This window comes from Arthrobacter sp. 179 (genome assembly GCF_052379645.1).
GTDB lineage: Bacteria > Actinomycetota > Actinomycetes > Actinomycetales > Micrococcaceae > Arthrobacter_H.
Genome location: NZ_JBQSYU010000014.1, coordinates 36,247 through 55,159, shown reverse-complemented (window position 1 = coordinate 55,159; position 18,913 = coordinate 36,247). Strand labels below are relative to the sequence as shown.

General features: G+C 67.4%; 14 protein-coding genes, 2 tRNA genes and 1 riboswitch. Of the genes, 11 read left to right on the top strand and 5 right to left on the bottom strand.

The genetic code is table 11. The annotated features are described in order from the left end of the window. Nucleotides 1-81: 81 nt before the first annotated feature. Together ACT3UE_RS09975 and ACT3UE_RS09970 are read left to right on the top strand one after the other, a co-directional pair. On the top strand, nt 82-2,211 hold the full coding sequence (locus ACT3UE_RS09975) for a prolyl oligopeptidase family serine peptidase (protein ID WP_444554163.1): 2,130 nt from the start codon (nt 82-84) through the stop codon (nt 2,209-2,211). A gap of 49 nt (nt 2,212-2,260) precedes the next feature. Further along, a tRNA-Ser gene (locus tag ACT3UE_RS09970) sits at nt 2,261-2,349 on the top strand. Nucleotides 2,350-2,386: 37 nt separating this feature from the next. Here the strand turns inward: ACT3UE_RS09970 and ACT3UE_RS09965 are convergent. Together ACT3UE_RS09965 and ACT3UE_RS09960 are read right to left on the bottom strand one after the other, a co-directional pair. After that, nucleotides 2,387-3,385 carry a hypothetical protein gene (locus tag ACT3UE_RS09965; RefSeq protein ID WP_444554164.1) on the bottom strand — a complete coding sequence of 333 codons (999 nt, stop codon included), beginning with the start codon at nt 3,383-3,385 and terminating at the stop codon, nt 2,387-2,389. Between the two features lie 29 nt (nt 3,386-3,414). After that, nucleotides 3,415-5,547, bottom strand: a complete 2,133-nt coding sequence (locus ACT3UE_RS09960; RefSeq protein WP_444566647.1) for a RecQ family ATP-dependent DNA helicase — start codon at nt 5,545-5,547, stop codon at nt 3,415-3,417. 98 nt (nt 5,548-5,645) lie between these two features. Here ACT3UE_RS09960 and ACT3UE_RS09955 point away from each other — a divergent pair, with 98 nt between their 5' ends. The 5 genes from ACT3UE_RS09955 (at nt 5,646) to thiC (ending at nt 11,267) form a co-directional block, all read left to right on the top strand. After that, the gene (locus tag ACT3UE_RS09955) at nt 5,646-7,061 is read left to right on the top strand and encodes a phosphomannomutase/phosphoglucomutase (protein WP_444554166.1); all 1,416 of its coding nucleotides are present in this window, start codon (nt 5,646-5,648) and stop codon (nt 7,059-7,061) included. Beyond that, complete coding sequence (locus ACT3UE_RS09950; protein WP_444554167.1) at nt 7,058-7,540, top strand: hypothetical protein; 483 nt, start codon at nt 7,058-7,060, stop codon at nt 7,538-7,540. Before ACT3UE_RS09955 ends, ACT3UE_RS09950 begins: the two co-directional genes overlap by 4 nt. A gap of 25 nt (nt 7,541-7,565) precedes the next feature. Further along, entirely contained in the window at nt 7,566-8,006 is a 441-nt protein-coding gene (locus tag ACT3UE_RS09945) for an RrF2 family transcriptional regulator (protein WP_444554168.1), read from the top strand. 88 nt (nt 8,007-8,094) lie between these two features. Continuing rightward, nucleotides 8,095-9,276 carry a globin domain-containing protein gene (locus tag ACT3UE_RS09940; RefSeq protein ID WP_444566646.1) on the top strand — a complete coding sequence of 394 codons (1,182 nt, stop codon included), beginning with the start codon at nt 8,095-8,097 and terminating at the stop codon, nt 9,274-9,276. An 87-nt stretch (nt 9,277-9,363) separates the two neighbouring features. Continuing rightward, nucleotides 9,364-9,471: riboswitch (TPP riboswitch) on the top strand. Further along, nucleotides 9,468-11,267 carry a phosphomethylpyrimidine synthase ThiC gene (gene thiC, locus ACT3UE_RS09935; RefSeq protein WP_444554170.1) on the top strand — a complete coding sequence of 600 codons (1,800 nt, stop codon included), beginning with the start codon at nt 9,468-9,470 and terminating at the stop codon, nt 11,265-11,267. It overlaps the preceding riboswitch by 4 nt. A 218-nt stretch (nt 11,268-11,485) precedes the next feature. Here thiC and ACT3UE_RS09930 read toward each other — a convergent pair whose 3' ends face one another. The 3 genes from ACT3UE_RS09930 to ACT3UE_RS09920 form a co-directional block, all read right to left on the bottom strand. After that, complete coding sequence (locus ACT3UE_RS09930; RefSeq protein WP_444554171.1) at nt 11,486-12,361, bottom strand: alpha/beta fold hydrolase; 876 nt, start codon at nt 12,359-12,361, stop codon at nt 11,486-11,488. After that, nucleotides 12,358-12,885, bottom strand: coding sequence for a PadR family transcriptional regulator (locus tag ACT3UE_RS09925; RefSeq protein WP_444566645.1), 528 nt, complete (start codon nt 12,883-12,885; stop codon nt 12,358-12,360). The genes ACT3UE_RS09930 and ACT3UE_RS09925 overlap by 4 nt, the downstream gene beginning before the upstream one ends. A gap of 168 nt (nt 12,886-13,053) precedes the next feature. Then, on the bottom strand, nt 13,054-14,898 hold the full coding sequence (locus ACT3UE_RS09920; RefSeq protein WP_444554173.1) for a phosphoenolpyruvate carboxykinase (GTP): 1,845 nt from the start codon (nt 14,896-14,898) through the stop codon (nt 13,054-13,056). A gap of 284 nt (nt 14,899-15,182) precedes the next feature. Here ACT3UE_RS09920 and ACT3UE_RS09915 point away from each other — a divergent pair. The 4 genes from ACT3UE_RS09915 (at nt 15,183) to ACT3UE_RS09900 (ending at nt 18,903) form a co-directional block, all read left to right on the top strand. Beyond that, a tRNA-Arg gene (locus ACT3UE_RS09915) sits at nt 15,183-15,259 on the top strand. 109 nt (nt 15,260-15,368) lie between these two features. Further along, complete coding sequence (locus ACT3UE_RS09910; protein WP_444561346.1) at nt 15,369-16,016, top strand: ABC transporter ATP-binding protein; 648 nt, start codon at nt 15,369-15,371, stop codon at nt 16,014-16,016. Further along, nucleotides 16,013-18,268, top strand: coding sequence for a YhgE/Pip family protein (locus ACT3UE_RS09905; protein ID WP_444554175.1), 2,256 nt, complete (start codon nt 16,013-16,015; stop codon nt 18,266-18,268). Before ACT3UE_RS09910 ends, ACT3UE_RS09905 begins: the two co-directional genes overlap by 4 nt. Next, nucleotides 18,265-18,903 carry a TetR/AcrR family transcriptional regulator gene (locus tag ACT3UE_RS09900; RefSeq protein WP_444554176.1) on the top strand — a complete coding sequence of 213 codons (639 nt, stop codon included), beginning with the start codon at nt 18,265-18,267 and terminating at the stop codon, nt 18,901-18,903. The genes ACT3UE_RS09905 and ACT3UE_RS09900 overlap by 4 nt, the downstream gene beginning before the upstream one ends. Nucleotides 18,904-18,913: the final 10 nt, after the last annotated feature.

The following is an 18,913-nucleotide window of genomic DNA, read 5'->3' as shown; positions in this document are numbered from 1 at the left end:
GCCTGCTTCCCCGCCGATCCGCAGGAGGCCGGGGTTCCCAGCGTACCGCCCGGCCGGGCGGCCACTCGTAGACTGGGGGCCATGGACAGCACCTCAGCAGCCCCGATGGCGGGGCCGACCACTGATTCCGAGACCGACGACCGCTTTGCCTGGCTGGAGGAGATCCACGGGGAAACGGCCCTGGACTGGGTGAGGGCCCGCAATGCCGCGACCGGGAGCATGCTGCACGATCAGGCCTACCAGAGGCTGGAATCCTCGGTGCTGGAGGTCCTGGATGCGCAGGATCGGATCCCGATGGCCACCAAACGCGGGAGCTACTACTACAACTTCTGGCGCGATGCCTCCCACCCGAAGGGCCTGTGGCGGCGGACCACCTGGCAGTCCTACGCCAGTGAAGACCCCGACTGGCAGATCCTGCTCGACGTCGATGCCCTGGCCGCTGCGGAAGGCACCGACTGGGTCTTCGCCGGCGCGGCGCTGCTGCGTCCCGAGACCGGCGGGGACTACCACCGCGCCCTGCTGCGCCTGTCCCCCGATGGCGGGGATGCCGTGGAAGTGCGTGAATTCGATCTGCAGGCCGCCCGGTTCGTCCCCGACGGGTTCTCGCTGCCGGTCGGGAAGACCCAGGTCAGCTGGGACGGCCCCGACGCCTGGTACGTGGCCACCGGGTTCGGCGCGGATTCGCTGACCCGTTCGGGCTATGCTCGCACCGTCCGCCGGGTCGAACGCGGCATGGACCCCGCGCAGGCCCTGGAGGTCTTCGCCGTCGAGGCCTCCCATGTGATGGCCCATGTCTCGGTGGACCAGACCCCCGGCTACCGGCATGTCACCGCCACCGACGTCATCGATTTCTTCAACACCTCCACCTCGATCCTGCGCGAGGGGCACTGGGTGCCGATCGAGGCCCCCACCCATGTGCGGATCGGACTGCACCGCCAATGGGTGATGTTCAGCCCACAGCAGGATTGGGAGCTCGACGGCCAGGCCCTTCCCTCCGGTTGCCTGGCCGTGGCCGATCTGGACGCCTTCCTGTCCGGGGACCGCACCGTGACCCGGGTCTTCACCCCGGATGCCGACACCTCGTTGCAGTCCTCCTCCTTCACCGCCGACCACCTGTTGCTGACCGTGCTGCATCACGTCTCCTCGAAGATCCTGGTGGCGGATCCGGCCGATGGCTGGCGGTTGCGTCCCCTCGAGGTCGGCGGGGAGGAACACCAGGACCTGTCCATCGGGCCGGTCGACGACGAGGACCCGGAGACGGCGAACGACTACTGGTTGGTCTCCACCGGGTTCCTGACCCCGGCCACCCTGTCGCGCGGGACCATCGGTGCGGGGCTCCCGCAAACGGTCAAGTCCTCCCCGGCCCGCTTCGACGCGACCGGTCTGGAGGTCCAGCAGCACTTCGCAACCAGCGACGACGGAACGGCGGTCCCCTACTTCCAGGTCGGCCCGGCGGATCTGGTCCACGACGGGGCCAACCCGGTGTTGATGAACGGCTACGGCGGATTCGAAACCAGCCTGACGCCGTCGTACTCCGGGGTGGTGGGCCGTGCCTGGCTCCGCCGCGGTTCCGCCCCCGGCCGGGACGGGGTCTACGTGCTGGCCAACATCCGCGGCGGCGGCGAATACGGTCCCGCCTGGCATCGGGCGGCACTGCGGGAGAACCGGCCGCGGGCATACGAGGACTTCGCGGCCATCGCCCGGGACCTGGTGCGCCGCGGGATCACCCGCCCCGACCATCTGGCGGCCACCGGACGCAGCAACGGCGGCCTGCTGGTGGGGAACATGCTCACCGTTCATCCCGAACTCTTCGGGGCGATCTCCTGCGGCGTTCCGCTGTTGGACATGCGCCGCTACACCCGGCTCTCGGCCGGGCATTCGTGGATCGCCGAATACGGGGACCCGGATCTCCCCGAGGAGTGGGAATTCATCCGCGGGTTCTCCCCCTACCATCTGCTCGATGAGGCCCTGGAGGCCGGGAAGACCTTCCCCGCCACGCTTTTCTGGAGTGCCACCAGTGACGACCGGGTGGGACCGGTGCAGGCGCGCAAGATGGCCGCGAAGATGCTCGAGGCGAAGGTTCCTCGGATCTGGTACAGCGAGTCGCTGGAGGGCGGCCATGCCGGGGCCTCGGACAACCGTCAGAGCGCCCGGATGCTGGCGACCAGCTACGAATTCCTGTGGCGGTCGGTGAACCGGGAGGCATTTTGAATTTGGGGGCCACTGTTCGGTAGTCTTGGGGGGCTGCCACGGCAGCGCTGGAGACGTGCCAGAGCGGCCGAATGGACTTCACTGCTAATGAAGGGTCGGGGTTAAACTCGACCGGGGGTTCAAATCCCCCCGTCTCCGCTGAAAAACCCCTACCCAGGTAGGGGTTTTTTTGTGCCTACTTCTTTCCGAAGGCCGTCAGCAGTTGTTCGACCATCTCGGCGGGAAGACCCGTATGCCGGTGGACGATCTCCGCGGCCTGCCCCAGTTCCCCGGCCCGGACGAAACCCAGGAAACGGTCCTTGTCCTCCCCCGGGAGGTCGCTGGCACTGAATTGCACGTGGCCTTCGGGGCCGTCCCCCTCGAAGCTGAAGTCCGCGATATCCTCACCCATCGATGCCGGATCCCCATCGACGGGGGCCGTGTCCAACAGTTCCCTGATGGAATCCCGGTCCAGGCCCGAGAACTTGGCCAACAGGTCGGCGGCACCGTCGAGGTCATGGTCCCGCAGCAGCGACTGGAACTGGTCGAATTCCGCCGGGGGAAGCTCATCGGTGCCGAATTCGCGTTTGACGCCGTCTTCTTCAGCGGAGATCCGGAAGTTGGAGGTCTTGCGGCTGGCCCCGCTACCGAATTTCTCGGTCCATTCCTCCGGGATGGTGAAATCGTCGAGGTCCTGGCCCGGGGCGGGATCCGCCAGCGGGGCGGCAGCGGCATCCGCCGCGGGCTCCGGTACCGGTGCCTCGGCGTCGACCGCTTCTCCGGCCACCGGATCGGTGGCCGGCTCGGTGGCCGGACCGCCGGATGGTTCGCTCTCGCCGTTCCCCTCCGGGGGCTCGGTCTGGGGCCCCGGCCCCTGCGGGGCGATCCGCGGGCCGCCCTCCTGATGGACCTGCGGGTGGGCTTCGAGGCTGCGCACGGCGATGATGCTGGCCTTGACCCCAACACCTGTGGCGGCACGGTAGGCCTGCACGGCGCCCATGAAGTTGCCCTGGGCGAGTTGGCGGTACACATCGCGATGGGCTTCAGCCCCCAGCTGCCCGGCGGCCTCGCGTGCCGATTCGGGCCCGACGGAGCCGTTGACCTCCGCAGAGGTCTTCCGACGCAGTCGAGTGACCCACCACCAACCGGCGGCAAGGACCAGCAAGGGGACCAGAACCCATAACAACAACTCCATGCCCCAAGTCTAGGGCGTGGGTCCAATCCCTAGGCGGAGACCGCCAGGACGAAGGGCAGGACGGCGTCGGCCCCTGCCGCGCGCAACACCCGGGTGGCCTCGGTGATGGTCCACCGGCTATCGACGTAGTCGTCGATGAGCAGGACCGGGCCGTCCAGTGCCGCCAGTTCCCCGGCGAGTTCGTCCCCGACGGCAAACTGCCCCCAGACGGCGGCGAGCCGGAAGGCACTGTTGCCTCCCGAAGCCCCCCGAGGTCCGCCGTGCGGATAATCCAGGGCCCCGAGATAGGGAAGCCTGCCGATTCCGGCGATCCCGCGGGCGAAGGAGCCGACGAGTTCAGCGCGGGTGCGTGAGGGCAGGCTGACCACCGCCACCGGCCGTTCGGCCCAATCCCATTCGGAGAGCACCTGCACGCAGGCGCGCAGCATCGCGTCCTCGATGGCTGCGTCGGGGGCCTCGTCGACGGGGGTCGAGAGCAGGGTCCGCAATTTGGCCCCCCAGCCCAGATCGGTCAGCCGGGCCAGGGCCCGGCCGGGACGGGCCTGGTCCGCGGGCTTGATCTTTCCCTTCAGCGGGACCCCGAGGCGGTCCATGCCGCCGGGCCACATCGCCCGGGGATCGACCTGGACCCCCACCCGGCCCAGGGCCGCCTGGGAGCGGTCCCGGGCCTCGTCACCGATCGAGTCCTGGTACCAGGGGCCCGCGCAGTTGTCGCAGCGGCCGCAGGGTGCCGCCGCAGGGTCGTCCAGGACGCGGGAGAGGAACTCCATCCGGCACCCGGTGGTGCGTTCGTACTCCAACATCGAATTCTGTTCGTCCACGCGGGCGGCGGCGACCCGGGCATACCGGGCGGCGTCGTACGCCCAGGGTTCGCGGGTGCGCGCCCATCCCCCGGCGACCCGTTCGACGGCCCCGTCCACGGCCAGGACCTTGAGCAGCAGTTCCAGCGGGGAACGGCGCAGGTTCACCCGGGCCTCCAGGGCCGGGACCGAGACCGCCGTTCCGGCCGCCTCCAATTCGGACAACACGGCATGGGCCCGTTCCTCGTCCGGCATGGAGGAGGTGGCGAAGTACCGCCAGATCTCCCGGTCCTCCGGCCCCGGCAGCAACAGCACATCGGCGTTGTCGGTTCCACGGCCGGCACGACCGACCTGCTGGTAGTAGGCGACCGGGGAACTGGGGGCGCCCACGTGGACGACGAATCCGAGGTCGGGTTTGTCGAAGCCCATCCCCAGCGCACTGGTGGCGATCAGCGCCTTGACCTGGTTCTCCTTCAGCGCCTGTTCGGAGGCGGCGCGTTCCTCCGGGTCGGTCCGCCCGGTATAGGAGCGCACGTCGTGCCCCGCCTCCCGGAGCAGTCGGGTGATGTCCTCGGCCGCCGAGACGGTCAGGGTGTAGATGATGCCGCTGCCGGGCAGATCGGCCAGATGGGTCAGCAACCAGGCCAGTTGCGAACGCGGGCTCGGCAACCGCAGGACCCCGAGCCGCAGCGATTTGCGGGCCAACGGTCCGCGCAGGGTGAAGACCTCCGCGCCTCCGACGGCCAGCTGTTCCTGCACGTCGTGGACCACCCGTTCGTTGGCCGTCGCGGTGGTGGCCAGCACCGGCACGTTTCCCGGAAGGGCGGCGATGAGATCGCGGATCCGCCGGTAGTCGGGCCGGAAGTCATGGCCCCAGTCGGAGATGCAGTGGGCTTCGTCGATCACCAGCAGGCCCATCCGGCGGATCAGTTCGGGGAGCTGCTGTTCGCGGAAGGAAGGGTTGTTCAGCCGTTCGGGCGAGACCAGCAGGACGTCGACTTCATCGGCTTCGAGCTTGGCGATGACCTCCTGCCATTGGACCGCGTTGGCCGAGTTGATCGCTTCGGCCCGCACCCCGGCCCGCGCCGCGGCGGCGACCTGGTCGCGCATCAGGGCCAGCAGCGGGGAGACGATCAGCGTCGGCCCCGCGCCGCGGGCACGCAGCAGCAGGCTGGCCACGAAATACACCGCGGATTTGCCCCAGCCGGTGCGCTGGACCACCAGGGCCCGACGGCCGCCCTCGACGAGGGCCTCGATCGCTTCGAACTGCCCCTCGTGGAATCGGGCCCCGTCGTTTCCGACCAGCCGGCGCAGGACCGCAGTGGCGTCGTCATGCAATTGTGAGTTCCGCGTTTCAACCATGGACCCAGTATCCCAGCGACCACCCACGCATGGGCACCGACCCGGTGGAGTGGTTGGATGATCGCGTGGATACGCCCCGAACGGCTAAGCTCGACCCCGTGAGCAGCGAGATTGATCTTTCCCTTTCCTTCAAGGCCTACGACGTCCGCGGCATCGTCGGCGAAACCATCAATGAGGAGATCGTCGAGGCCGTGGGCGCCGCCTTCGTCGACGTCCTGTCCCTGGCCGGCAAACAGGTCCTCGTCGGCGGTGACATGCGCCCCTCCTCCCCCGCCTTCAGCGCCGCCTTCGCCCGCGGGGCCTCCTACCGCGGGGCCGAGGTCTGCCTGCTCGGGTTGATCTCCACCGATGAGCTCTACTTCGCCTGCGGCCAACTCGATGCCGCCGGCGTCGTGTTCACCGCCAGCCACAACCCCGCGGCCTATAACGGCATGAAGATGGCCCAGGCCGGTGCCGTGCCGGTCTCCTCGGATACGGGCCTGTATGAGATCCGCGATCTGGCCCAGACCTACCTCGCCGAAGGCCTGCCGGTCTCCGGGGACGCGCCCCAGGGGGACATCAGCACCCGGGACGTGCTGGAGGACTACGCCGCCTACCTGCGCTCCCTGGTCGACCTCTCGGGCATCCGCCCGCTGAAGGTCGTCGTCGACGCCGCCAACGGGATGGCCGGCATGACCACTCCCGCGGTCCTGGGCGATGACCTGTTGCCGGCCCTTCCACTGGAGATCGTGCCGCTGTATTTCGAATTGGACGGGACCTTCCCCAACCACCCGGCGAACCCGCTGGAACCGGAGAACCTCAAGGACCTGCAGGCCGCCGTCCTCGAACACGGCGCCGATATCGGTCTGGCCTTCGACGGCGACGCGGATCGCTGCTTCGTCATCGACGAAGCAGGTCTGCCGGTGTCCCCCTCGGCGGTGACCGCATTGGTGGCCCGACGTGAAATCGCCCGGGCGCAGGCCGCCGGCGAGCAGACCCCGGTGATCATCCACAACCTCATCACCTCCCGCGCGGTCCCCGAACTGGTGGAACACGACGGCGGACGGCCGGTGGTCACCCGGGTGGGCCACTCCTTCATCAAGGCGGTCATGGCCGCCGAGGGGGCCGTCTTCGGTGGCGAACACAGCGCCCACTACTACTTCCGCGATTTCTACAACGCGGACACCGGCATGCTCGCCGCGATGCATGTGCTGGCCGCCCTCGGCTCCCAGGACCGTGCCCTGGGAGATCTGGCCGCCGAATACGAACCGTATTTCTCCTCGGGCGAGATCAACTCCGAGGTCGAGGACAAGGACGCGGCCGTGGCCCGGGTGCTGGAGAGCTTTTCGACCCCGGAGACGGTGGTCGATAGGCTGGACGGCACCACGGTGAAGGCCACGGACGGATCCTTCTGGTTCAACCTCCGCCCCTCCAACACCGAACCCTTCCTCCGTTATAACGGGGAAGCCGTAGACACCCCGACCATGGAACGCGTCCGCGACGCGGTCCTCACCCTTGTCAGGAGCAATGCATGAGCGAAAACCCCACGGAAAACCGGCTGGCCGAACTCGGTGAGGCCGCCCACCAGGACTTGAACAAGGTGCTCGGCACCGCCTTGGGCGTCGCCCGCGAACAGCTTGAAACCAACGGGGTCTTCCTGCCCTTCGCCATCGGCCTGGAGCCCGACGGCGAGGCCGAAGGGGAACTGCGCCTGCTGGCGGTCCAACCCGATGAGGACGACGAGGATCCCGAAGCGGATATCGATGCCGAAGTCATGATGGATGACCTGGTCACCTTGCTGATCGGTCAGCGTGAGAACTTCGTGGCCGTGGCCCTGGTCTCCGATGTGACCCTGCTGCAGGAGGATGTCGACGCCGTCCATGCCCTGGCGGAGCACAGCCTCGGCGGGGCAGTGGCCATCATCCAGCCCTATGCCTCCCCCGCCGCCGAAGGCAGCGAGTGGACCTTCCAGGAGCCCACCCCCGAACCAGCTGATTTGAGGATCTGGGCCTGATCCGTGGGGACCGGGCGTCGACATCATGAAGATCAACGCCTTTTCCGATGTGTGCCTGCGCATCCTGATGCTGCTCGCCGCCCGGTCCGATCCCCTGCTGAGGACCCGGGAGATCGCCGAGGCAATCGACATCCCCTACAACCAGGTCTCCAAGGCCGTGCACAAGCTCGGCCAGTTGAAACACATCGACGTCAAACGCGGGCGCACCGGTGGCGTGCAGATCAACGAATCGGGGCTGTCCCTCGGCGCCGGCACGTTGCTGCGCAGCCTCGAGGGGCAGGGCGATCTCGCCCAGTGCACCACCGACGACGGCACGGCCGCCTGCCCATTGATCGCCGGTTGCCGGCTCCGCACAGCCCTGGCGCGCGCCCAGGAGGCCTTCTACCAGGAGCTGGACCACTGGTCGATCCGCGATCTGGCGTCCTCCCCGGCGCTGGTCCCCCTTCCTTTTCCCATTTCGCGATAGCCGATTTGCCCCAGTTTTCTACAAGGTGTAGAAATGTATCATAATACTTGCGGATCAGACGCAAGTAATTCGACCTCGAGGAGATTCGATGCTCTCAGAAACGTCCCGCCCCGTCGTCCAGGCGACACTTCCCGTGATTGGCGAACGGATCGGTGAGATCACCAAGAAGTTCTATGCCGGGATGTTTGCGGCACGTCCTGAACTCCTGGACGGCTTGTTCAGTCGCGCCAACCAGAAGAACGAAGCCCAGCAACAGGCCCTGGCCGGCAGCATTGCCGCCTTCGCCTCCCACCTGATCGAACACCCCGAATCGCTGCCCGAATCAGTGCTGTCCCGCATCGCCCATAAGCACACGTCGCTGGGCATCCAGCCCGACCAGTACCAGATCGTCTTCGACCACCTGTTCGCGGCCATCGCCGAGGATCTGGGCGAAGCAGCCACCGAAGAGGTCGTCGCCGCCTGGTCCGAGGTCTACTGGCTGATGGCCGACGCCCTGGTCAAGATCGAAAAGGGCCTCTACGCCGAACAGGCCAACGACCGGATCTACGCCCCATGGAAGGTCACCTCCACGGAGGCTTCCGGCCAGGATTGCATGACGTTCCGCTTCGAGCCGGCCGATGACACCGCCGTCACGGTGGCCAAGCCCGGCCAGTTCGTGAGCATCCGCGTGCCGCTGGCCGACGGGCTGCGCCAGTGCCGCCAGTACTCCCTCTCCGACAACGTCGAATCCACCACCGAGCGGGTGTTGACCACCAAGCTGGATGAAGGCGGGGAGGTCTCCCCCTTCATGCACCGCAATCTCGAGGTCGGCGACGTCGTGGAACTGTCCAACCCCTACGGTGACATCACCCTGGACATGGAGGGCGGGCCGATCATCATCGCCACCGCCGGCATCGGGTGCACCCCGAGCGCCTCGGCCCTGCAGTCGCTGGTCTCCACCGGGTCGGACCGCCAGGTGCTGGTGCTCCACGCCGAGGCCATGGAATCGAACTGGGCGCTGAAGGACCAGATGCTCGCCGCCGTGGAGCAGCTGCCCAACGTCGAGATGCGCCTGTGGCTCGAGGACACCACCGGCACCACCGCGGACCTGCAGGCCGTCGAGGGGTTCATGAACCTGACCGGCGTCGAGCTGCCCGAGGATGCCCGGATGTACCTCTGCGGTCCGCTGCCATTCATGCGTGCGGTGCGCAGCCAGGCCATCGCCGCCGGCGTGGCCCCGCGGAACATCCACTACGAGGTCTTCGGTCCCGACCTCTGGCTTGCCGCCTAGGCACGAGCCCGCTGCCCCGGAGGGGCGCCACACCGGAGCGGCCCGCGAACTGGATTAGCCAGATCGCGGGCCGCTCCGTTACGCTCGCAACGTCCACACGGGTGCCCCAGGAGGGGCTGAGATCGAGCTGCCACCGCTCGCGACCGTCGAACCTGTCCGGGTCATGCCGGCGTAGGAAGTTGAGGGCTCAAATGAGCGATTCCACAGTAAAACCCACCACCCCGTCCGCCACCGCGTGGGAACAGCACCCACAGCACCGGTTGCAGTGGATCGAGGATCCGGAACACGGCCTGCGGGTCCCGGTCACCGCGATCTGCCTGGCGGATTCCCCCGACGGCAGCGCCAACGAGCCCCATCTGGCGTATCGGACCGCCGGTCCGGGCTCCGAACCGACCGTCGGCCTCCCGCGTCCGCGCACCCGATGGATCACCGCCCGGGGTGACACCGCCGAATACGCCGGTCGCCAACGCACCCTGCACGACGACGGCCGGTCCGCCGTGCGTCGCGGGGCCGCCTCGGCAGAATGGAGCGGCACGACCCCGGTACCGAGGCGCTCGCACCAGGGGCGTACCGTCACGCAGATGCATTACGCCCGACAGGGCACCCTCACCGACGAGATGCGCTATGTGGCGCTGCGCGAGAACTGCGACGTCGAATTGGTCCGCCGCGAAGTCGCCGCCGGACGGGCGATCATCCCGGTGAACATCAACCATCCCGAATCCGAGCCGATGATCATCGGCAAGGCCTTCCTGGTCAAGATCAACGCCAACATCGGCAACTCGGCCATCACCTCCTCGATCGCCCAGGAGGTCGACAAGCTCACCTGGGCCACCCAATGGGGCGCCGATACGGTGATGGACCTGTCCACCGGCGATGACATCCACACCACCCGCGAATGGCTGATCCGCAATTCCCCGGTGCCCATCGGCACCGTGCCGATCTACCAGGCGCTGGAGAAGGTCGATGGGGATGCATCGAAACTGACCTGGGAGATCTTCCGCGACACCGTCATCGAGCAATGCGAACAGGGCGTGGACTACATGACCATTCATGCCGGGGTGCTGCTGCGCCATGTGCCCTTGAGCGCCGACCGGGTCACCGGCATCGTCTCCCGCGGTGGATCGATCATGGCCGGGTGGTGCCTGGCCCACCACCAGGAGAACTTCCTCTACACCCATTACGACGAGCTCTGCGCCATTTTCGCCCGCTACGACGTCGCCTTCTCCCTCGGTGACGGGCTGCGCCCCGGCTCCCTGGCCGATGCCAACGACGCCGCCCAGTTCGCTGAGCTCGATACCCTGGCCGAGTTGACCCGCAGGGCCTGGCAGTTCGACGTGCAGGTGATGGTGGAAGGACCCGGACATATCCCGCTGCATCTGGTCCGCGAGAACGTCGAGCGTCAGCAGGAGCTCTGCGACGGGGCGCCGTTCTACACCCTGGGTCCGCTGGTGACCGATACGGCCCCCGGCTACGACCACATCACCAGCGCCATCGGGGCCACCGAGATCGCCCGTTACGGCACGGCGATGCTCTGCTATGTGACCCCGAAGGAGCATCTGGGGCTGCCGGATAAGGACGACGTGAAGACCGGGGTGATCACCTATAAGATCGCCGCGCATGCCGCCGATGTGGCCAAGGGGCATCCCGGGGCGACGGCCCGCGACGATGCCCTGTCGGCCGCGCGCTTCGAGTTCCGCTGGAACGACCAGTTCGCCCTGGGTCTGGATCCGGCCACGGCCCAGCGGTTCCACGACCAGACGCTGCCTGCGGAGCCGGCCAAGACCGCGCACTTCTGTTCCATGTGCGGGCCGAAGTTCTGTTCGATGCGGATCTCCCAGGACATCCGCGAGGAGTTCGGGGGAACCGAACGCCAACGGGCACTGGCCGATGACATCGAAGCCGGTTTGCAGGCGAAGAGCCGTGAATTCGCGGATTCGGGGTCCAGCATCTACCTCCAGGCGACGATCCCCGTCGGCAACGGCACCGACTGATCCACCGGGTACGACGACGGCGTCCGCACGGGAGGCAACGGGCGCCTCCAACGTTCCGGGCAACTTCTGCAGCTGCTCCCCTGGCAGGAACGCAGGCGGTTGCCCGGAGCGGTCGTCGGTATATGGACTATGTCATGTAGCCGTCCACGGCCCGGAGGTGATACGGCGCGTCCGCACCTGACGCAGCGAAGCCTTGCGGAGACCGCGATCCAGACCAATCAGTCTCCAGCGGGATCCGGGTCTGCCTGGTGGAGCCCGGGAACCCGCCCGAGCCGGGGGTGGACCTCACCGCGTTCGATCCAGGCGCGGACCATCGCGTTGAAGAACAACGGATCCTCGACGCTCCATTGATGGTGCAGCCCCGGGGCCAGACGGAAGACCGTGTCCCGGCGAACCGCGGCCACATCGGCGAATCCCTTGCGCACCAGGGCCGGTTCACGGGCCCCGGCGACCATCATCAGGCGTTCGGTGTAGTCCCCCAGCCCGTCGGGCAGGCCGCCCGCCTGGACCTCGTCCAGCATCGCCTTCATGTTGTCCGGACGCAGGGTCAGCCCATGTTCGGAGTAGAGCCTGCGGGAGTTCGCGGGAATCCCGAAGGCCCCGGCCTGGACCTTCCAGAACCATTCGGCGTCCCCTAATCGCAGTTGCGCCGCCGTGGATAACCGCGTTCCCGCCCCCACCGGCCGGATCCCTGCCCCGGTGAACAGGGCACTGGCGAAGAGCTCGGGATGCCGGGCCAGTACACGCAGGCCCACGACGCCGCCCAGGGACTGGCCAACCAGGTGGACCCGGCCGTCCTCGATCTCTTCGGCGATGAAGGCCGCGACGTCATCCGCGGCGCTATCGAGCCCGCGCCAGTCCTCATCGGCCCGGCCGCCGAACCCGGGCAGATGCGGGGTGAAGATCCGATAGGCAGGGAAGGCCTTGACCTGGGGATCCCACATCCAGTTGGCCACGTTGCCGCCATGGAGAAAGACCAGCGTCTGGGCTGGTTTGCCGTCCGTGCGGGGACGCACCGGGGGGTGGATCTCCGGGTAGCCGGCCGGATCGGGGCGTTCCCCGACGGAGGGAGGCACCGTGGGCTTTTCGTTCATGGCAGATTCCCTTCGACGGAGTCGAGCCAGTTCAGTTCGGCACCGACGTGGGCGATGCCGTGGTCCAGCGTGGCGGCCATCAGGTAGCCGCGTCGGTCGGCCAGGGCGGCCTCGTCCAATTCCGCGCGCAGGGCCCGGTAGGACCGCTGCAGGTCCTCGGCCTCGGTGCGACGTGCCGCAAGCAGTTCCAGGACCTCGTGGCGCTCGAGCTCCCCGGAGAAGAAGATCCGGCCCAGGAAGGGCTCACGGGCGGGCTGCCGGTCCAGCGTTCCGGTCAGCCAGTCCTGCAAAGCCGCCCGCCCCGCCTCGGTGATGTGGTGCTCCTGGCGCGCCGGGTAGTTCTCCTGCGGAACGGTCCGGACCGTGGCCAGGCCCTGGTCCACCAGTTGGGCCAGGGTGCGGTAGATCTGTGCCTTATCGGCATTCCAGAAGTGGTTGATGCTCGAGTCGAAATGCTTCTTCAGGTCGTAGCCGGTCATCGGCGACAAGCTCAGGAGCCCGAGGATCAAACGTGCGAGGATCATGTGTCCATCATGCCAGCCTGCTAGGTGAACTATCGCCTATCGGCCCAGCGTGTGCCTCCGCGCCACCGGGCGGTCCCGCTGAGGGATATGGGGCGGGAACGTCCAGCGGGCCATCCTTGATGGTCCGCTGGACGTTCCCGCCCCTGGTGCTCCTCGCGGTGGAACCGGCTAGGCGCCCAGGCGCTGCTTCAGCCCGTCCAGCTCATCCTGCAGGGACTGCGGCAGGGAGGGCCCGAATTTGGCGTACCACTCCTCGATATCCGCCAGTTCGCGCTTCCACTCCTCCGGGTCGACCGTCACGGCCACCTCGAGGTCCTCGGCGGTGAACGAGTCCAGGCCGCTGAGATCCATCGAGTCGCCGGTGGGCACCATGCCGATCGGCGTCTCCTGGGCGTCCGCAGTGCCTTCGATGCGCTCGACGATCCACTTCAGCACGCGGGAGTTGTCGCTGAACCCGGGCCAGGCGAATCCGCCCTCGGGGGTGCGGCGGAACCAGTTGACCAGGAAGATCCGCGGCAAACGCGCCGGATCGGCCTTGGATTCAATGGAGTCCCAGTGCTTGAGGTAGTCACCGGCGTCGTACCCGATGAAGGGCAGCATCGCCATCGGGTCCCGACGCACCCGGCCCACGGCACCGGCCGCGGCCGCCGTGGTCTCCGAGGAGAGCGTGGAGCCCATGAAGACGCCATTGGTCCACGAGCTGGCCTCGGTCACCAGGGGAATGGTGGTCTTGCGCCGTCCACCGAAGAGGATGGCGTGGATCTCCACGCCCTCGGGGTTGTAGAACTCCTTCGAGAGCATATCGAGCTGGTCGATCGGGGTGCAGAACCGCGAGTTCGGGTGCGCCGCCTTCGTCCCGGAGCCCGGGGTCCAGTCGTTGCCGAGCCAATCGGTCAGGTGCTCGGGCACCTCGTCGGTCATCCCTTCCCACCAGACCCCGCCGTCATCGGTCAATGCGACGTTGGTGAAGATGGAGTTGCCCTTGGTGATCGCGCGCATGGCGTTGGGGTTGGTGCTCCACCCGGTCCCCGGTGCGACGCCGAACAGCCCGTATTCGGGATTGACCCCGCGCAATTCGCCTTCCTTGCCGATGCGCATCCAGTTGATGTCATCGCCCAGGGTCTCGGCGGTCCAGCCTTCGATGCTCGGCTCCAGCAGGGCGAGGTTCGTCTTGCCGCAGGCGGAGGGGAATGCCCCCGCCACGTTGTAGCTCCTGCCCTCGGGGCTGGTGAGCTTGAGGATGAGCATATGCTCGGCCAGCCACCCCTCGTCCCGCCCCATGACCGAGGCGATACGCAGCGAAAAGCACTTCTTGCCCAGCAGGGCGTTGCCGCCGTACCCGGAGCCGTAGGACCAGATGGCCCGCTCCTCGGGGAAGTGCACGATCCACTTCTCCGGGTTGCACGGCCAGGCGACATCGGCCTCTCCGGCTGCCAGCGGGGCTCCGACGGAGTGCACGGCCGGGACGAAGAAGGCATCGGTGGCTTCCATCTTGGCCAGCACGTCATCACCGATGCGTGCCATGACCCGCATCGAGGCCACCACATAGGCGGAGTCGGTGATCTCCACGCCGAATTGCGGGTGCTCGGCATCAAGGGGACCCATGACGAAGGGGATGACATACATGGTCCGTCCCCGCATCGAACCGCTGAAGCGGTCATTGAGGATCGACTTCATCTCCTGCGGGTCCATCCAGTTGTTGGTGAACCCCGCATCCTGCTCGTCCTGGGAACAGATGAAGGTCCGCTCTTCGACCCGGGCCACATCCTTGGGGTCCGAGAAGGCGGCGAAGGAATTGGGGAACTTCGCCTCATCCAGTCGTACGAGAGTCCCGGCGTCGACCAGCTCGCCAGTGAGGCGGTCGACCTCCCCTTGGCTCCCGTCGACCCAGTGGACACTCTCCGGCTGCGTGAGCTCCACAATGTCGCCGACCCAGGCCAGTAGCTTTGCGTGGGTCGTCGGTGCGGTCTGACGCTCTGCGTCGAGGACCGTTTGATCGGAGCGCTCGCTCATGTCCATTCCCTCCATTGGGCTTGTACTGGTCCCTCGATGCTAGGACGGGGCCGCTCCGCTCCGGAGGTGACGCGGATCGCTTCCCTCCCCGGTCGGGGACTCGACCGCCGTCCATCCGCGGATTCTCGGGGTTTCACCATACCCTATTGTGACTAAGGTCACGTAGACCGGTATAGTTGGCTTGAGGCTCCCCGGGGGCCACCCGGTCGAGGCCGGCCCCGATTTTGCGACGCCGCCAACTGTCTGTATAGTTATTCGAGGTCAGCGGCGGTGTCGCAGACCAAGCGCCCATAGCTCAGCTGGATAGAGCGTCTGTCTACGGAACAGAAGGTCAGGGGTTCGAATCCCTTTGGGCGCACCATACGAAAAAACCCCGTTTCGACGGGGTTTTTTTGTGCCCGCCCCCTCATGCGACGAGAACCACGACGCCTCTAATTGAACTGACCGGTCAGTTCGATTAGCATGGTGAAGTGCTCATCGCCGACGAACTATCCATCAAGGGCCGCCACGCGCCGCTCCTGGACCCCACCAGCCTCAAGGTCGCCTCCGGCGAACTGCTGCTGGTCCACGCCGAACCACAGACCACCCGCACCGCCCTGGCCCTGGCCCTCAGCGCCCGCATGCGCCCCGACGCCGGCACGGTGGCCTGGGAAGGCGACCCCGCCCTGGACACGGTCCGTGGCATCAGCATGCTCGTCGACTCCCCCGAGATCAACGAACCCGAGGCCCACCTGAAGGTCAGGGATCTGGTCTCCGAGGACCTGGCCCTGCACCCCGGACCCTTTTGGCGCCGCAGCAGCATCGATTCATGGCTCGAACGCCACCGCATCACCCACCTGGCCGGTGAATTCGTCGACGCCATCGATCCCCTGGACCGCCAGAGGATCCTCACGCATCTGGCCCTGGAGGGGCACGACATCTCCTTGCTGATCTTCGACACCCCCGATCGCCATGGCATCAACGACGGTGAATGGGTCGCCCATCTGGAACAGACCGCAGCCGGCCGCCGCCAACCGGCGATCGTCGCCGTCGTCCGCACCGTCCCCGATGAATGGACCGGACCGGTGGCCGAAGCCGGCGCCAACAACCTCCCCCACCCCACGGAGTCCCCCGAATGACCACCCTTCGCCTGGCCCTGTCCGAGCTCAAGCGCATGACCAGCGGCGTCCTGCCGTGGATGGCGATCATCGCCATGACCCTGGTCCCCCTGCTCTATGGCGCCCTGTACCTGTACGCGAACTGGGATCCGTACTCCAACCTGGACAACGTCAAGGTGGCACTGGTCAACGAGGACCAGGGCTCCCAGCAGGACGGCAAGGACCTGCACGTCGGGGACGAGGTCGTGGAGTCCCTGCTGGAGGACGCGACCTTCGGATGGAACGTCGTGGACTCCGAGGAAGCCGCCGAAGAAGGGGTGCGGACCGGCGAATACGCCTTCGCCATGACCATCCCCGCCGACTTCTCCAAGAACCTCGCCTCCCCCGAGGACTTCGACGCCGCGAAACAGGCGATCCTGGAGGTCACCACCAACGACGCCAACAACTACATGGTCGGCACCTTCGCCGATAAGCTCGCCGGGGAGGTCCACAACACGGTCGCCCAGGAGGTCGGCACCGAAACCGCGGACACCCTGCTGACCGGCTTCGGGCGCATCCACTCCCAGATGGCCAAGGCGGCCGACGGGGCGGATGAACTCCACGATGGCACCGTCAAGCTCGACGAGGGCGTGGGAACCCTCGCCGACGGGGCCAAGCAGTTGGATTCCGGCGCGAATAAGCTCGACGACGGGGCCCGTCAGCTCAAGAGCGGGACCTCCTCCCTGATCGACGGGCAGCAGAAGCTGGTCGCCGGGACCGGGAAGCTGGCCAACGGGGCGGGCCAGCTCCAGGGAGGCGCCGACGAGCTTGCCTCGGGGCTGGGCACCATGAAGTCCAAGACCGCCCAATTGCCACAGAAGACCCGCCAACTCGCCGATGGTGCCGCCTCGGCCAATAGTGCCGGCAAGGAACTGGCGGCCGGCGCGGAACAGGTCGCCGACGGCAATGAACAGCTCAGCGCCAAGGTCGACAACGCTGCGGATACCATCACCGCCCTGGAGAAGGACGCCCAGTCCCGCCTGGACGGCACCGTGGACCAGCTGATCAAGGACGACGTCATCACGAAGGAAGACGCCGCGGAGGCCCGCAAATCCGTGAAGAAACTGGGCGCCGATACCGGAGTGACCGCGGAGGCGGAGAAGACCAGGAAGGATCTGGCCAACGCCAAGGCAAATATCGACAAACTGGGCACCGGCTCCCGCCAGGTCGCCGACGGCGCCAAGAAACTCAGTGGCGGACTGGGCTCCCTGGCCTCGGGCACCGATACCCTCGCGGACTCCTCACAGGCCCTGGCCAACGGGGTCTCCGACGCCGCGGACGGCGCCCAGCAGCTCTCCGCCGCTTCCGGGAAGCTCGCCAGCGGGGCCAACACCCTGCTGGACGGGCAGCGGGACGCCCTGGCCGGGGCCCAGAAGCTCGACGGCGGTGCGGCCTCGCTCGTGGAGGGGACCGGGACCCTGACCGGTGGCACCGCGGATCTGCGCGAGGGCGTCAACGATCTGGGATCCGGTGCCGACCAACTGGTCGACGGTTCCGGGACCCTGGCCGGGAAGCTGAGCGACGGGACGAAGGAGGTCCCCAACCCCACCGACGAGCAAAAGACGCAGGTCTCCAACGTCATCGGCGACCCGGTCTCGGTGGATCGGGCGGACCAGGCCAGCGCAGGAACCTACGGCGAGGGCCTGGCCCCCTTCTTCATGACGCTCGCCGTCTGGATCGGCGCCTTCATCCTGGTCCAGATCATGCGCCCGGTCACCCAACGCGCCCTGGCCTCCAATGCGGCGTCCTGGAAGATCGCGATCGGCGGGTGGCTCCCCTTCGTGTTCCTGTCGATGCTGCAGGCGACGGTGCTCTACGGCGTGGTGCTCTTCGGACTCGGCCTGCAAACGGCCCACCCCTGGCTGACCTGGGGGTTGTTCCTGATGGCGAGCATCGCCTTCACCGCCATCGTCCAGGGCATCTGTGCCCTGCTGGGCACCCCCGGCAAGCTCGTGGTGCTCGTGCTGCTGGTCCTCCAACTGGTCTCCGCGGGAGGCACCTTCCCCTGGGAGACCACCCCCGAGCCACTGCATGTGGCCCATAACCTGCTGCCCATGGGACATGTGATCACCGGGCTGCGCCACCTGATGTACGGGGCCTCGCTCGAGGGACTCGCCCCGCTGGTGCTGGCCCTGCTGGGCTACGCGGCCATCGGACTGCTCATGAGCTTCCTCGCGGTCCACCGGGGCAAGACGTGGACGCTGAAGACCTTGCATCCGGAGCTCTCGGCATGAGCGCCGCCTTCAGCGAGCCCCTGCAGGAGGCCGCGGACTTCGCCGAAACCACTCGCCGGCGGGTGCGGGCCACCGATTCCAAGCACCGGCTCTTCGAAGCCTCGATGAACCTGATCGGCGACCGGGGACACCACCGGGTGACGGTCGACGAGATCGCCGCCGCCGCCGGGGTCTCCAAGGGAACGGTCTACTATAATTTCGGGTCGAAGGCCCAATTGATCGGCCAGCTGATGCGCTTCGGCGCCGATGTGCTCTTCGAACGGCTGGAGAAGGGCACGGCCGACCCGGACCCGGCCTCGGGCTTCCGGGACATGGTGGCCGCCTCCCTGGAATTCATGGACGAATACCCCTCCTTCGCCCAACTGTGGATCAGCGAGCAGTGGCAGTCCCCCAGCGATTGGGGCGAGACGCTGGCCACCTTGCGCGGGGAGATCATCGGGGTCATCCGGGAGGCACTGGACCGCCTGTACTCCACGGGGAACCACCCGGGACTGGGGGCCACCGACCGGGAGGCGATGGCCACCGCCGTCTTCGGGGCGGTCCTGATCATCGGACGCGACCGCCATGTATTCCACCCCGAACGGAGCATCGCCACCTGCGTGCAGGCCGTCAGCGCCTTCACCGGCGTGGCCTGAGCAGCGGGCC